At 72.2% G+C, this 12,965-nt stretch carries 13 protein-coding genes; 10 read left to right on the top strand and 3 right to left on the bottom strand.

The window, feature by feature from the left end:
• Positions 1–4: 4 nt before the first annotated feature.
• Positions 5–847: a helix-turn-helix transcriptional regulator gene (locus tag EDF55_RS15170; RefSeq protein WP_123655784.1), complete on the top strand. Its 843-nt coding sequence runs from the start codon at positions 5–7 to the stop codon at positions 845–847.
• A gap of 125 nt (positions 848–972) precedes the next feature.
• On the opposite strand, the gene EDF55_RS15165 is transcribed toward EDF55_RS15170, so the two are convergent.
• A complete protein-coding gene (locus EDF55_RS15165) occupies positions 973–1,689 on the bottom strand; it encodes a DUF3800 domain-containing protein (protein ID WP_185017440.1) in 717 nt (238 codons plus the stop codon).
• 98 nt (positions 1,690–1,787) lie between these two features.
• Here EDF55_RS15165 and EDF55_RS15160 point away from each other — a divergent pair, with 98 nt between their 5' ends.
• The 4 genes from EDF55_RS15160 to EDF55_RS15145 all read left to right on the top strand — a co-directional run bounded on the left by EDF55_RS15160 (position 1,788) and on the right by EDF55_RS15145 (position 6,182).
• Positions 1,788–2,792 (top strand): RimK family alpha-L-glutamate ligase, encoded by a 1,005-nt coding sequence (locus tag EDF55_RS15160; protein WP_123655782.1) that lies wholly within the window; start codon positions 1,788–1,790, stop codon positions 2,790–2,792.
• A gap of 91 nt (positions 2,793–2,883) precedes the next feature.
• Positions 2,884–3,942 carry an LLM class flavin-dependent oxidoreductase gene (locus tag EDF55_RS15155; RefSeq protein WP_123655781.1) on the top strand — a complete coding sequence of 353 codons (1,059 nt, stop codon included), beginning with the start codon at positions 2,884–2,886 and terminating at the stop codon, positions 3,940–3,942.
• Positions 3,939–5,240, top strand: a complete 1,302-nt coding sequence (locus EDF55_RS15150; RefSeq protein ID WP_123655780.1) for an O-acetylhomoserine aminocarboxypropyltransferase/cysteine synthase family protein — start codon at positions 3,939–3,941, stop codon at positions 5,238–5,240. Before EDF55_RS15155 ends, EDF55_RS15150 begins: the two co-directional genes overlap by 4 nt.
• Positions 5,241–5,249: 9 nt before the next feature.
• Entirely contained in the window at positions 5,250–6,182 is a 933-nt protein-coding gene (locus EDF55_RS15145) for a 4-(cytidine 5'-diphospho)-2-C-methyl-D-erythritol kinase (protein WP_123655779.1), read from the top strand.
• A gap of 9 nt (positions 6,183–6,191) precedes the next feature.
• Here the strand turns inward: EDF55_RS15145 and EDF55_RS15140 are convergent, their stop codons facing one another.
• Together EDF55_RS15140 and EDF55_RS15135 are read right to left on the bottom strand one after the other, a co-directional pair.
• Positions 6,192–6,707, bottom strand: a complete 516-nt coding sequence (locus EDF55_RS15140) for a GNAT family N-acetyltransferase (RefSeq protein ID WP_123655778.1) — start codon at positions 6,705–6,707, stop codon at positions 6,192–6,194.
• A 69-nt stretch (positions 6,708–6,776) separates the two neighbouring features.
• Positions 6,777–8,435, bottom strand: a complete 1,659-nt coding sequence (locus EDF55_RS15135) for a glycosyltransferase family 39 protein (RefSeq protein WP_165931404.1) — start codon at positions 8,433–8,435, stop codon at positions 6,777–6,779.
• Positions 8,436–8,565: 130 nt separating this feature from the next.
• On the opposite strand from EDF55_RS15135, the gene EDF55_RS15130 reads away from it, so the two are divergent.
• From EDF55_RS15130 to EDF55_RS15110, 5 genes are all read left to right on the top strand, one after another.
• Positions 8,566–8,973: a molybdopterin-binding protein gene (locus EDF55_RS15130; protein WP_123655776.1), complete on the top strand. Its 408-nt coding sequence runs from the start codon at positions 8,566–8,568 to the stop codon at positions 8,971–8,973.
• A complete protein-coding gene (locus tag EDF55_RS15125; protein WP_123655775.1) occupies positions 8,960–10,129 on the top strand; it encodes a ThiF family adenylyltransferase in 1,170 nt (389 codons plus the stop codon). Before EDF55_RS15130 ends, EDF55_RS15125 begins: the two co-directional genes overlap by 14 nt.
• A gap of 63 nt (positions 10,130–10,192) precedes the next feature.
• A complete protein-coding gene (gene modA, locus EDF55_RS15120; RefSeq protein ID WP_123655774.1) occupies positions 10,193–10,996 on the top strand; it encodes a molybdate ABC transporter substrate-binding protein in 804 nt (267 codons plus the stop codon).
• A 35-nt stretch (positions 10,997–11,031) separates the two neighbouring features.
• On the top strand, positions 11,032–11,817 hold the full coding sequence (locus tag EDF55_RS15115) for an ABC transporter permease (RefSeq protein ID WP_123655773.1): 786 nt from the start codon (positions 11,032–11,034) through the stop codon (positions 11,815–11,817).
• Complete coding sequence (locus tag EDF55_RS15110; protein WP_260236074.1) at positions 11,814–12,839, top strand: ABC transporter ATP-binding protein; 1,026 nt, start codon at positions 11,814–11,816, stop codon at positions 12,837–12,839. The genes EDF55_RS15115 and EDF55_RS15110 overlap by 4 nt, the downstream gene beginning before the upstream one ends.
• The last annotated feature ends 126 nt before the right edge of the window (positions 12,840–12,965 follow it).

Below are 12,965 nucleotides of genomic sequence, written 5' to 3'. Positions count from 1 at the left end.
ACGCATGGACCGTGCAGCGCTCGCCGACTTCCTCCGCCGTCGCCGTGAGCTGCTGCGCCCGGAGGACGTCGGCCTCGGCGAGGGCGCCCGACGCCGGACGCCGGGCCTCCGGCGTGAGGAAGTGGCGTCGCTCGCGGGCATGTCCGTCGACTACTACACCCGGCTCGAGCAGCAGCGCGGTCCGCAGCCGTCGGAGCAGATGATCGCCGCGATCGCCCGGGCGCTCCGCTGCTCACTCGACGAACGCGACCACCTCTTCCGTCTCGCCGGGCACAACGCGCCGGTCCGGGTGCACCGCAGCGACCACGTCGACCCCGCGATCCTCCGGGTGCTCGACCGGCTCGAGGACACCCCGGCGATCGTGGTGAGCGACCTCGGCGAGACCCTGGTCGAGAACCGCCTCGGCGCGGCGCTCCTCGGCTCCACCGTCGGCCTGACCGGGAACGAGCGGTACCAGCCGTGGCGCTGGTTCATGACGGCGGCGGAACCCGCGAAGTACGCGCCGGAGCAGCACGACCGGCTCGCTCGGGGCCAGGTCGCGGGACTCCGCGCGGCGGTGGGTGCCGCCGGGCCGGGTGACCGCCGGGCAGCGGCGCTGATCGCGGACCTCGAGGCGCAGAGCCCGGCGTTCCGCGACCTCTGGGCGTTGCACGAGGTCGCCTCCCGGTGGGAGGACCACAAGACCTTCGTGCATCCCGAGCTCGGTCGGATCACGGTGGACTGCCAGGTGCTGCACACGACGAACCAGGCCCAGGCGCTCCTGCTGTTCACCGCTCCTGCGGGCAGCGAGGACGCGCAGAAGCTCGAGCTCCTCGGCGTCGTCGGCCACCAGGTGTTCAGCAACTGACGCGGGTCGAACCGGTGCACCTCAGCCTGCTGGCTTCTCCTCGTCGGATGGCCTAGTCTTGCGGTGCAGGACGCCAACGAGCCTCCCGCACCCAGCCAACGCCCCGCTCACCGCGGGGCGTTGTGTCATTCCGGGCACCAGATGTAGTCGACGATCTTGATCTCGTCGACGAGAGTGACGATCTTGGCGACAGCCGCTGCGGACCGCGGATCCCGCTCCTCCACGGTCTTCGATCGATTGAGGAAGTACCTCGCGAAGTCGACGGCCTGCAGCATCCGGCTCTCGTGAGACGGGCCGAAGTAGATGGTGTCGGCGATCCGGGTCAGCGGCTGCTTCGTGTACCCGCTCGCGCTTCCCACCTTGAAACTGCGCAGGCTGCGTCTCGCGCCGGCTGCCGTGTGGTGCTCGTCGGCGAGGACGAGTCCGAGCTGTTCTTGCTCGTCGACCCAGGCGAGACGCTCGTGCACGCATTCGAGGAGTTGGGCGAGAGTCAGGAGATGCGCGGGGTAGGCGCGGGCTCCGTAGCGGCGTCGGTGTGCTCGGAGATCGATGCCTCGGAACACGATCGACGCCGTCGACCTTGCGAGGATCTTCGCCACGAGGATGCAGGCCTTCACTCGCCACGCGACGGGTACGCGCTTCCACTCTTGCTCGCCGTGGAACATGTCGACAGCGTGGAACTCTGTGGCGGGGTCGAAGCCCGGGATCTCCCTCGAGAGCAGTGTCGCGACGCCTTCGAGCCCCTGTTCGATCGAACGCACGGCGTCAGCGTCAGCCAACAGCGCGCCGAAGAAGTAGTAGGCATCGTCCCGAGCGGATTTGTCGATGAAGATGAGGCGCACGGCGGACCAGCATACTGATACTCCAGTTGTGGACGGGGAACCGCAACAGCGCGTCACACGCCTGGCAACGCCTGGTACACCATGCCTAGTGTGGGCGTGTGAGCACTCCGCGCGTGTACGTCATCCACGAGAACCCCGAGTGGTTCCCGCCGCTCGCCGCCGCCTTCGAGGCCGAGGGCGTCCCGGTCGAGGAGATCCTCCTCACCGAGGGCCAGATCGACCTCGCAGCAGATCCGGAACCGGGCGTCTACTGGAGCCGGATGTCGGCGTCGAGTCACACCCGCGGGCACGAGCACAGCAAGGAGTACACCCGCGCGGTCCTCGGCTGGCTCGAGCGTGCCGGGCGCCAGGTGGTCGGTGGCAGCCACGTGCTCGAGCTCGAGGTGTCGAAGGTCGCCCAGCACGGCCTGCTCCAGCGGGCGGGCTTCGACGTGCCCCGCACCACCGCGGTGTTCGGCAGGAGCACCCTCACGGCCGCGGCCCACGCGTTCACGGACGGCCAGGACGTGCCGTTCATCACGAAGCACAACCAGGGCGGCAAGGGCCTCGGCGTCCGTCGGTTCGACTCGCTCGCCGAGTTCGACGCGTACGTCGACTCGCCGGAGTTCGAGGAGCCGATCGACGGCATCACCCTGCTGCAGGAGTACCTGACGGCGCGCGAGCCCTTCATCACCCGGGTCGAGTTCGTCGGCGGCGAGTTCGTCTACGCCGTCCGCGTGGACACGAGCGCTGGCAGCTTCGAGCTCTGCCCGGCGGACGCCTGCGAGGTCCCCCAGGTCATCGCCGGAGCGGTGTGCGACGTCCCCGGAACGGACGGACCGAGCGCGTTCGCAGTACGAGGAGACGTCACCGCGACCCACCCGCTCGTGCAGCAGCTCCGCACGTTCCTCGCCGACCAGCGCATCCAGATCGCGGGCGTCGAGTTCATGGAGACCACCGACGGCCGCACCGTCGTCTACGACATCAACACGAACACGAACTACAACCCCGCCGTCGAGGAGACCGCGCGGGCCTCCGGCCCGCGCTCCATCGCGCGCTTCCTCGGCGGACTGCTCGACAGCGAGTACGCGACGGCACCGGCCGGCGCGGCCGTCACGGCCTGAGAACGCGACCGAACACCGGACGGGAGGACCGTGGCGGCCCCGCCACGAGCCTCCCGTCCGTCCCTCCCCACCTCCCCAAGGAACTCACCCCGTGCGATTCGGATACTGGACCCCGCTCTTCGGCGGCTGGCTGCGCAACGTCGACAACGAGCACATGCCGGTCACCTTCGACTACGTGAAGCGACTGGCGCAGCGCGCCGAGCGGATCGGCTTCGACCTGACGCTCGTGCCGGAGCTGAACCTCAACGACATCAAGGGCGTCGCGGCACCGTCGCTCGAGGCCTGGGCGCTCGCGGCGGCCATCGCGGCGACGACCGACCGCCTCGAGATCATGGCGGCGATGCGCCCGGGCTACCACCTGCCGGCCGTGACGGCGAAGCAGGCCGCGACGATCGACGACATCTCCGGTGGCCGCTTCACCTTCAACGTGGTGAGCGCGTGGTGGGCCGAGGAGGCACGCCAGTACGGCGGGATCTTCTCCGAGCACGACGACCGGTACAAGCGCACCGCGGAGTTCGTGGAGATCATGAAGGGCCTCTGGCGGGAGACCCCGTACTCGTTCTCCGGCGAGTACTACGACATCCAGAACGCCCACCTCGAGCCGAAGCCGCGCGTCACGCCGCGCATCTACGCCGGCGGTGAGAGCGAGGCCGGCAAGGCGAGCATCACCCACTACGCCGACGCCTACGTGACCCACGGCGGAACGGTCGAGGAGCTCCGGAAGAAGATCGCCGAGATGCGCCGTCGTCGTGATGAGGCCGGGCTGCCGCCGTTCGAGGCGTTCGGCATGGCCGCCTACGCGATCGTCCGGGAGACCGAGGAGGAGGCGCAGGCCGAGCTCGCGCGGATCACCGACGTCCAGCACGGCAACGCGTACGAGTCGTACCAGGACTTCATCTCGAAGTCGCAGCTCGAGCACGTGCCCTCGCTCGAGGACTACTCGGTGTCGAACCGTGGGCTCCGGCCGAACTTCGTCGGGACCCCGGCGCAGGTCGCCGAGCGGATCCGGGAGTTCGAGGACGCCGGCGTCGACACCCTGCTGCTGCAGTTCTCGCCGCAGCTCGAGGAGATGGAGCGGTTCGGCGAGCAGGTCATCCCGCTCGTGCGCCCGTCGGTCGTGCCGGCGGGAGCCGCGGGAGTCGTCTCGTGAGCGAGGGCGACTGGAAGTTCGAGACCCGGCAGATCCGCGCCGGCTTCAAGGCCGACCCGGGGTTCGGGGCGAACGTGCCGCCGATCGCGCAGAGCGCCGCCTTCGTCTACCCGTCGGGGGAGGACGCGGCGGACCGGTTCATGCTCAACGCGCCGGGGCACACGTACTCGCGCGTGAACAACCCGTCCGCGGCCGCGCTGGAGCGGCGGATCGCCGATCTCGAGGGCGGCGTCGCGGCGCTCGCGCTGGCGTCCGGCCAGGCCGCGACCTCGCTCGCGGTGCTGGGGCTCGCGCGCGCCGGGGACCACATCGTGTCGAGCGCCTCGTTGTACGGCGCGACCTACACGCTCTTCGCCTCGACGCTGAAGGACCTCGGCATCTCCTTCACGTTCGTGCAGGACCCGACGGACCTGGCCGAGTGGGCTGCCGCGGTGCGACCGGAGACCCGGGCGTTCTTCGGTGAGTCGATCCCGAACCCGCGCGGCGACGTGCTCGACTTCGCGGGGGTCGCGGGTGTCGCGCACGACGCCGGTGTGCCGCTCATCGTCGACAACACGATCGCGACGCCGTACCTGGTCCGCCCGATCGAGCACGGCGCCGACATCGTCGTGCACTCGGCGACGAAGTACCTGGCCGGCCACGGCAGCGCGATCGCGGGGTTGATCGTCGACGGCGGCACGTTCGACTGGGCGGCTCACCCGGAGAAGTACCCGCAGCTGACGTCGACGGAGCAGTCCGGCTTCGCGAACACGAACTTCGCGGAGAAGTTCGGACCGCGCGCGTTCATCCAGCGGACCCGGTCGAAGCTCTCGGCGGACCTCGGCCCCGCGATCGCGCCGTTCACCGCCTTCCTGGTGCTGCAGGGCATCCAGACGCTGTCGCTCCGGATGGACCGGCACGTGTCCAACGCCGCGGCCGTGGCGTCGTGGCTCGACGCGCACGACCAGGTCGAGCACGTGCACTACGCCGGGCTGCCGGACTCCCCGTGGCACCACCTGCAGCAGCGCTACGTCCCGAAGGGGCCGTCGGCGGTGCTGTCGTTCGACCTGGCCGGCGGGGTGGAGGCCGGACGCCGGTTCGTCGAGGCGCTCGAACTGTTCGACCACGTCTCGAACATCGGCGACGTGCGCTCGCTCGTCGTGCACCCGGCGTCGACGACCCACGTCCAGATGACGACCGCGGAGCGGGCATCCGCCGGCGTCGGGGACGGGCTCATCCGCCTGTCGATCGGCCTCGAGCACCAGGACGACATCCTGGCGGACCTGGAGCGCGGTTTCACGGCAGCGCGCGCGGGATAGGTTGGTCGCATGACCTCGCTGGCCGCACCCACGCGCGTGCGGACGCGCGCTCCCGGCAAGATCAACGTCTTCCTGTCCGTGGGTGCGCTGCAGGAGGACGGCTACCATGACGTGGCGACGGCCTACCAGGCGGTCTCCCTGTTCGAGGACGTCACGGCGGAGCTCGCCGACGACTTCTCGGTGTCGTTCACCGGCCCGATCGACACGTCGTCGGTGCCGGTCGACGGCTCGAACCTCGCGATCCGCGCGGCCCGGCTCGTCGCCGAGTCCGCCGGGTACACCGGGGGCGTCCGGCTCACCATCGACAAGCAGGTGCCGGTCGCCGGCGGGATGGGCGGCGGCTCGGCGGACGCCGCGGCGACGCTCCTCGCCGTGGACACGCTCTGGGGCACCGGGCTCGGTCGTGAGGAGCTGCTCCGGATCGCCGCGGAGCTCGGCGCCGACGTGCCGTTCGCCTTCGCGGGCGGGACCGCGGTCGGGACCGGGAGGGGCGACGAGCTCAGCCCGGCGCTCGCGAAGGGCGAGTTCCACTGGGTCCTCGGTCTGAGCGACGACGGGCTCTCCACACCGGCCGTGTACCGTGCGCTCGACGCGCACCGGGAGCGCTACCGGGCGGACATCGCGCCGGCGCCGTCGACCCCAGTGGTCGAGGCGAACGTGCTCCAGGCGCTCCGTGCCGGGGACCCGGACCTCCTCGCCGACTGCCTGCACAACGACCTGCAGGCGCCGGCGATGCGACTCCAGCCGTCGCTCGCCAAGACGCTCGAGTTGGGGGAGCGCTCCGGAGCGCTCGCGGGGCTGGTCTCCGGCAGCGGACCGACGGTGGCGTTCCTGGTGGCGGACACCGACTCCGCGCTCGAGGTCCAGGTGGCGCTGAGTGCCGCGGGTCTCGTCGCCGTCCGGGCGACGGGGCCGGTGCACGGCGCACGCGTCGTGCACTGACGACCAGCGTCAGTCGGCGAGGCGCTGGAACAGCACGTGGTCCTGCCACTCGCCGGCGATGCGCAGGTACCGCGGCGCGTAGCCGTAGCGCTCGAAGCCGTTCTTCTCGAGGACCCGCTGGGACCGCTCGTTGTGGGGGAGCGTCCCCGCCTCGACCCGGTGCAGCCCGAGCCGTTCGAACGCCATCCGGGTCGCGAGCCCCACGGCAGCGGTCGCGGCACCCCGGCCGGCGGCGTCCTCGGAGACCCAGTAGCCGAGCGTCGCGGAGCAGAACGCGCCCATCACGATCGAGTTGAGGTTCATCCGGCCGACCACGGCACCGTCGGTGGTGATCACGAGCGGCATCATCGTGCCCTGTTCGCGGCGGCGGATCGACGCCGTGACCTCGGTGCGCTGGCCGTCCTCGGTGAAGAACGAGTCCGGACGGTACGGGTCCCACGGGGCGAGCCAGGCGCGGTTCCGTGCGAGCAGGGACGCGAGGGCCGGGGCGTCGGCGGGTTCGATCGGGCGGACGTCGTGCTCCATCCCGGCAGCATGGCACAGGCCGCGACCGACGACGCCCCGACGCCCGGCAGCGCCACCAGGGCTGCGCCGTCAGTGCGCTCGGACGTACTCCGTCATGATCACGGTGCCGGTCTCCCAGTGCTGCTCCGCGACGAACCCGTGCGACCGGAGCACGGCGGCCGCCTCGGGTTCGATGTTCCGCGACGTCCCGCCGACGAACCACACGGTGTCGATGTCGTCGAGCCGGGCGGGGATCGTCGTCGCGAGGTCCCCGGTCCGGTTCCAGAGCACCCCCGACGCAGCGCCGTTCGACCGCACGCCGAGGTCGGTCATCCCGGTGAACGCCCACGGGTAGGACACCCGGATGATGTCGGCGGTGGTGCCCGGGTGCCCGTATACGCTGCCGAAGACGACACCCTCGTCCGCATCGGGGCGGTCGTCGCGCGCCCCGTTGATGATGGAGGCGGCGTTCGCCCACGTCGAGTCCTGCTTCGAGCGGGGGGTCTTCACGTCGATCGCGGTGGGGACGGAGAGCACGAGGGCGAGCACCACGGCGCCGGCCAGCACCGCGCGCGGACGGACGAGCGTGATCGCGAGGGCGATCAGGATCGCGACGAACGGCAGGCTGAGGCTGGCGTACTTCGGCGAGTAGAGGTGCTCGCCGGCCGCGGTGACGCCGACGAGGACGGCGGTCGGGACGACGGCGAGCGGCAGCGCCACCCGGACCGCCTGCATCCGGAAGAGGGCACGCACGCTGGGGGACCGGCGGTGCGACTGCACCACGGCGGTGACCACGCCGATGCCCATCAGCGTCCACGCGCCGGCGGCGTACCAGTCCACCCCGCCGAACCAGGCGGTCGCGAACACCTGCGCGTCGGTCCGGGACGTGATGCCCGCGATCCAGGACACCTGCTTCGACTGTGAGGACACGGCCAGCACGAAGGGGGAGACCGCGCCGGCGGCGGCGACGGCAGCGATCGCCCACAGCACCCAGGTCCGACGGGAGACCAGCGGTGCGGGGAGCGCGGCGTCGCGTCGCGCCATCGTGGCCCGGCGGACCTCGAATCGCCGGGCGAACGTGATCCAGAGCAGCACCACGGCGTGGGCGACCACGGCGAGCGCGAGGTAGACGTTGAACGTGACGGCGACCAGTGCGAGGACGCCGTAGGTGATCCACCACCGTGTCGGCCGAACGCCGGACCGGGTCCGGCGGACCGCGGTCAGGGCGACGAGGGTCAGGCAGACCGAGAGCGTGGTGATGGTGGCGTACGGGCGGCCTTCCCCGCCGGCCCACTGCACCCGGGGGAGCGCCATGAACACCAGCCCGGCGGTGATGCCGAGCCGTTTCCCGCCGAGTCGACGACCGAGGGCGACGACGAGACCGGCCGCGACGCCGATCGCGAGCGCGCTCGGGAACCGGAGCGTGAAGGGGGTGTAGCCGACGAGCCAGAACCAGACGTGCATCAGCGCGTAGTAGAGCCCGTGCACGGCGTCCACCGAGTGCAGCTCCGCCCAGAGCTGCGCCCACGTCCGCTGGGCGCTGGTGACCGTGGCCGCCTCGTCGTACCAGAGCGACGGGACCCAGGAGAAGGCGGCGGTGACGATGACCGCGATGGCCCCGACCGTGAGCTCGGGGGTGCGGACGACCGCGAGTCCGAGCGTGCCCGACGCACCACGCAGCCGCGCCCGCACCGACGACGCGGAGAGCGGACGGGGGACGCGGACGGCGCCGGTCCGGGGAGAACTCACGCGCTCGACGGTATCGAGGGCCCCTGGGCGAGGACCCGGGGTCGTTCCCCGTGCGGCTGTGAAGGTCACGGTGGGATTCGGAGTGCTCACAGGATCCGACGGGTCGCCCGGAGCGGCTAACATCCGGGACATGAGTCGGTTGCGGATCAAGGACGCTGCGCGGTACCTCGGGGTGAGCGACGACACGGTCCGTCGGCTGGTGGACGGCGGGACCTTCACACGCCTCGCCGACGAGTCCGGTCGGGCCGTGGTCGACGGACGGGAGCTCGCGCGCCACGCGAAGGGCCACGGCGCGGCGCTGCCCGACCCGGCCACCGGTGTACGGAGTTCGGCACGGAACCGGTTCGTCGGGATCGTCACGGACGTGGTCGTCGACACCGTGATGGCGCAGGTCGAGCTGCAGTGCGGGCCGCACCGGGTCGTGTCGCTGATGAGCGCGGAGGCGGTCCGGGACCTCGGGCTCGAGGTCGGTTCGGTCGCGGTGGCCTCGGTGAAGGCGACGATGGTCACGGTGGAGACGCCGGATGACGACGACTGACCCGCCGAACCGCGCGACGACCGACCGCGCGACGACCGACCGCGCGACGACGGACCGCGCGACGACGGACCGCGCGACGACCGACCGCGCGACGACCGACCCCCTCAGCCCCGCCCGCCGCCGCCTGGGGTCCCGGACGGCCGCGCTCGACGCCGGCGGCGACCGCACGCTCGAGCGCCTCGCCGCCGCGAGCGTCCTCGTCGTCGGTGCCGGCGGCCTCGGCGCACCGGTCATCGCCTACCTCGCCGGCAGCGGCATCGCCCGGCTGACGATCGTCGACCCGGACACCGTCGACCCGTCGAACCTGGCGCGGCAGACGCTCTTCAGCGCGGCGGACGTCGGACGTCCGAAGGCGCAGGTCGCCGCCGACCGTGCCCGGGCGGTGGACCCGGAGTGCCGGGTCGAGGCCGTCGTGGACTCCTTCCACCCCGGCATGGTCGCCGGACACGACGTCGTGGTGGACGCGGCCGACTCGGTCGTCGTCACGCGGGCGATCTCGGACGCGTGCGCCGCCGCGCGGGTGCCGTTCGTGTGGGGGAGCGTGCTCGGCTACGACGGGCAGGTGTCCGTGTTCGACGACACAGGCAGCGCGGGCGGCCCCGCGGTGGACTTCCACGACCTGCACCCGGAGGTCCGGCCGGACGAGGGCTCGTGCGCGCTCGACGGGGTCCTGCCGGCCCTCTGCGGTGCGGTGGGGTCGGTGATGGCCGCGCAGGTGACCGCGCTCGTGGCCGGGCTGGGGGAACCGCTCGTCGGACGGGTGCTCAGCGTGGACGCCCGTCGGTGGCGCTGGACGGAGAGCCCGCTGCGCCGCGGCCCGGGCTCCCGACGTCCGGGACCGGCCGCGGAGCACGAAGCACACGACGACGCCGTCCGCATCGCGCCCGCGGCGCTCGCTGCCCGCGTCGCCGACCCTGCGGACCCGGTGGTCGTCGTCGACGTCCGCACCCCGGCTGAACTGTCGACGGGCACGATCCCCGGCGCCGTCACCCCCGACCAGCTGCACACGACCGGCACCGACTCCGACACCGCCCTCGTCGTCGTCTGTGCCCGCGGCCCGCGTGCGGTGGCATGGGCCGCCACCGTCGACCGGCCGACGACGATCCTCGACGGCGGCATGGAGGCCTGGCGACGCGAGGGACTGCCGATCGTCTGATCCGCATCTGCGGATATGCTTGCGCTGATGTGCCGTACGTGCGGCACCAGCGGGGAGAATCGCATGCGTTCCAGGTCCATCGCCACCGTCGTCGTCGGCATCGCCGGAGTCGCACTCCTCGCCGGCTGTAGCACGAGCAGCGACACCGCGGGCGCGGGCACCACCAGCGCCAGCGCCAGCGCGACCGGCCCCGCGGGCAAGATCACCGTGTTCGCCGCGGCCTCCCTCCAGCAGACCTTCACCGAGCTCGGCAAGGACTACGAGCAGGCCAACCCCGGCACCTCGGTCACGTTCTCCTTCGCCGGCTCGAGCGACCTCGTCACCCAGATCCAGAACGGCGCGCCCGCCGACGTCTTCGCGAGCGCCGACGAGCCGAACATGCAGAAGCTCACGACGGCCGACCTCATCGCCGGCAGCGCGCCCGCCTTCGCGACCAACGTGCTCCAGATCGCCGTGGCGCCGGGCAACCCGAAGGGCATCGACGACTTCGCGGACCTCGACGCCTCCGGTCTGCAGGTCGTCACCTGCGCGGCCCCGGTCCCGTGCGGCGCGGCGACGCAGAAGGTGGAGTCCGCGACGGGCATCACCCTGCACCCCGTCAGCGAGGAGCAGTCGGTCACGGACGTCCTCGGCAAGGTCGAGTCGGGTCAGGCGGACGCGGGGCTCGTCTACGTCACCGACGTGCAGGGTGCCGGCGACAAGGTGCAGGGCGTTGACTTCGACGCCGCGGACAAGGCCGTGAACACCTACCCGATCGGTGTCGTCAAGGGATCGTCGAACGCCGCCCTCGCGAAGTCGTTCAGCGCCTACGTGCGCTCCGCCGACGGCGAGAAGGTCCTGCACGCGGCGGGCTTCGGCAAGCCGTGAGCGCCGAGGCATGAGCACCCACCCGTGAGCGCACCGTGACCAGGGCCCCGTGGTGGCTGCCGATCCCCGCGGTCGTCGGCGGTCTCTTCGTCGTCGTCCCGGTGCTCGCGATGGTCGGCCGCGTGGACTGGTCGTCCTTCGTCGCCCTGGTCACGTCCCCGGCGTCGCTCACCGCGCTCGGCCTGAGCCTCGGCACCGCCGCCGCCGCGACCGGCATCGCCTTCGTCCTCGGCTTGCCCCTCGCGATCGTCTTCTCCCGCGTCCGCTCCCGCTGGGTGGGCCTCGCCCGTGCCGTGGTCCTGCTGCCGCTGGTGCTGCCGCCGGTCGTCGGCGGGCTCGCGCTCCTCGCGGCCTTCGGCAGGATCGGCCCGGTCGGCGGGTTCCTCGCCGACCACGGCGTCCGGATCGCGTTCACCACGGCAGCGGTCGTGATGGCGCAGACCTTCGTCGCGATGCCGTTCCTGGTCAGCGCGATCGAGGGCTCGCTCCGGATCGGCGGTGACCGCCTCGAGCGGATCGCGTCGACCCTCGGTGCGGGTCCGACGCGCGTGCTGTTCACCGTGACGATCCCGCGTGCGCTGCCCGGGATCGCCTCCGGGCTGGTGCTCTGCTTCGCGAGGGCGCTCGGCGAGTTCGGCGCGACGCTCACCTTCGCGGGCAGCCTGCAGGGCGTCACGCGGACCCTGCCGCTGGAGATCTACCTGCAGCGCGAGGTCGACCCGGACACCGCGGTCGCGCTGGCCCTCGTCCTCGTCGTGGTCGCCGTCGTCGTGATCGGGTTGACGTCGGTCCGCGCCGGAGCACGGACGGTCGCCACGTGACCGGGCTGCGCGCGCACGTCGTCCTGCGGGACCGCGACGTGGACGTCACGATCGAGGTCGGCCCCGACGAGTGCGTCGCGCTCGTCGGTCCCAACGGCGCCGGCAAGTCCTCGGTCGTCGAGGCGATCGCCGGCCTCGTCGCCCTCGACGCCGGCGGCATCGAGATCGACGGTCGCACCGTCGACGGAGCACGGCGACCCGTCCCACCCCACCGCCGCCGGGTCGGCCTGGTCGCCCAGCGTCCCGACCTCTTCCCGAACCTGTCGGTCGCCCGCAACGTCGGCTACGGTCCGCGCGCATCCGGTCGGTCCGGACGGGAGGCACGGATCGCCGCACAGGAAGCACTTGCCGTCGTCGACGCGGTCGGCTTGTCGAGCCGCGCTCCGGCCACCCTGTCGGGCGGGCAGGCGCAGCGGGTCGCGATCGCCAGGGCCCTCGCCGCCGGCCCGGCGGTGCTGCTCCTCGACGAACCCACCTCGGCGCTCGACGTCGAGGCCCGGGAGAGCGTCCGGGCCGCCCTCGGCACCGCGATCGCCGGCCGGCCGAGCATCCTCGTCACGCACGACCCGATCGAGGTCGTCGCCCTCGCCACCCGCGTCGTGGTGGTCGAGCGTGGCCGCGTCGTCGAGACCGGCACGACCGCGGAGGTCCTCGGGCGCCCGACCAGCGCGTTCGGCGCCGCGTTCTCCGGACTCGCGCTCGTCCCGGGGACGGCCACGGGCACCGGCATCGCGCTGGACGGCGGGGGCGAGCTGGCGTCGGCGACGCCCACCGAGCCTCCCGGCGGTGCTGTCCTGGCCGCCTACCACCCGACGGCCGCCGTCGTGACGCGGGACGGGGACGGACCCGTGCGCACCGTGCGGAGCATCGAGCCGCGGGACGGACTCGTCCGCGTCAGGGCCGGCGAACTCGTCGCCGACGTGACCGTCGCGGCTGCCCGGCGCCTCGCACTCGCGAGCGGGGACGCGGTGCACCTCACGGTCCCGCCCGGCGAGGTGGACGTCTACGCGCCCGGACGATGACCGCTGAATCGCGCGGATGGTGTCGAATCGCGCGTAGGAGGTGGAATCGCGCGTGGGGAGTCGAATCGCGCGTAGGAGGTCGTTCCTTTCGACTGCCCACGCGCGTTGCAACTTCCCAGTGCGGGT

This window comes from Curtobacterium sp. ZW137, assembly GCF_003762905.1.
GTDB lineage: Bacteria > Actinomycetota > Actinomycetes > Actinomycetales > Microbacteriaceae > Curtobacterium.
Note: the sequence above shows the minus strand (reverse complement) of the source record. Positions and strands in the feature narration are given on the sequence as shown.

Coding starts and splice junctions, on each gene's coding strand:
- EDF55_RS15170 (WP_123655784.1), top strand. CDS start 5: ATGGACCGTGCAGCGCTCGCCGACTTCCTCCGCCGTCGCCGTGAGCTG.
- EDF55_RS15145 (WP_123655779.1), top strand. CDS start 5,250: ATGACCTCGCTGGCCGCACCCACGCGCGTGCGGACGCGCGCTCCCGGC.
- EDF55_RS15140 (WP_123655778.1), bottom strand. CDS start 6,707: ATGGAGCACGACGTCCGCCCGATCGAACCCGCCGACGCCCCGGCCCTC.
- EDF55_RS15130 (WP_123655776.1), top strand. CDS start 8,566: ATGAGTCGGTTGCGGATCAAGGACGCTGCGCGGTACCTCGGGGTGAGC.
- EDF55_RS15125 (WP_123655775.1), top strand. CDS start 8,960: ATGACGACGACTGACCCGCCGAACCGCGCGACGACCGACCGCGCGACG.
- modA (WP_123655774.1), top strand. CDS start 10,193: ATGCGTTCCAGGTCCATCGCCACCGTCGTCGTCGGCATCGCCGGAGTC.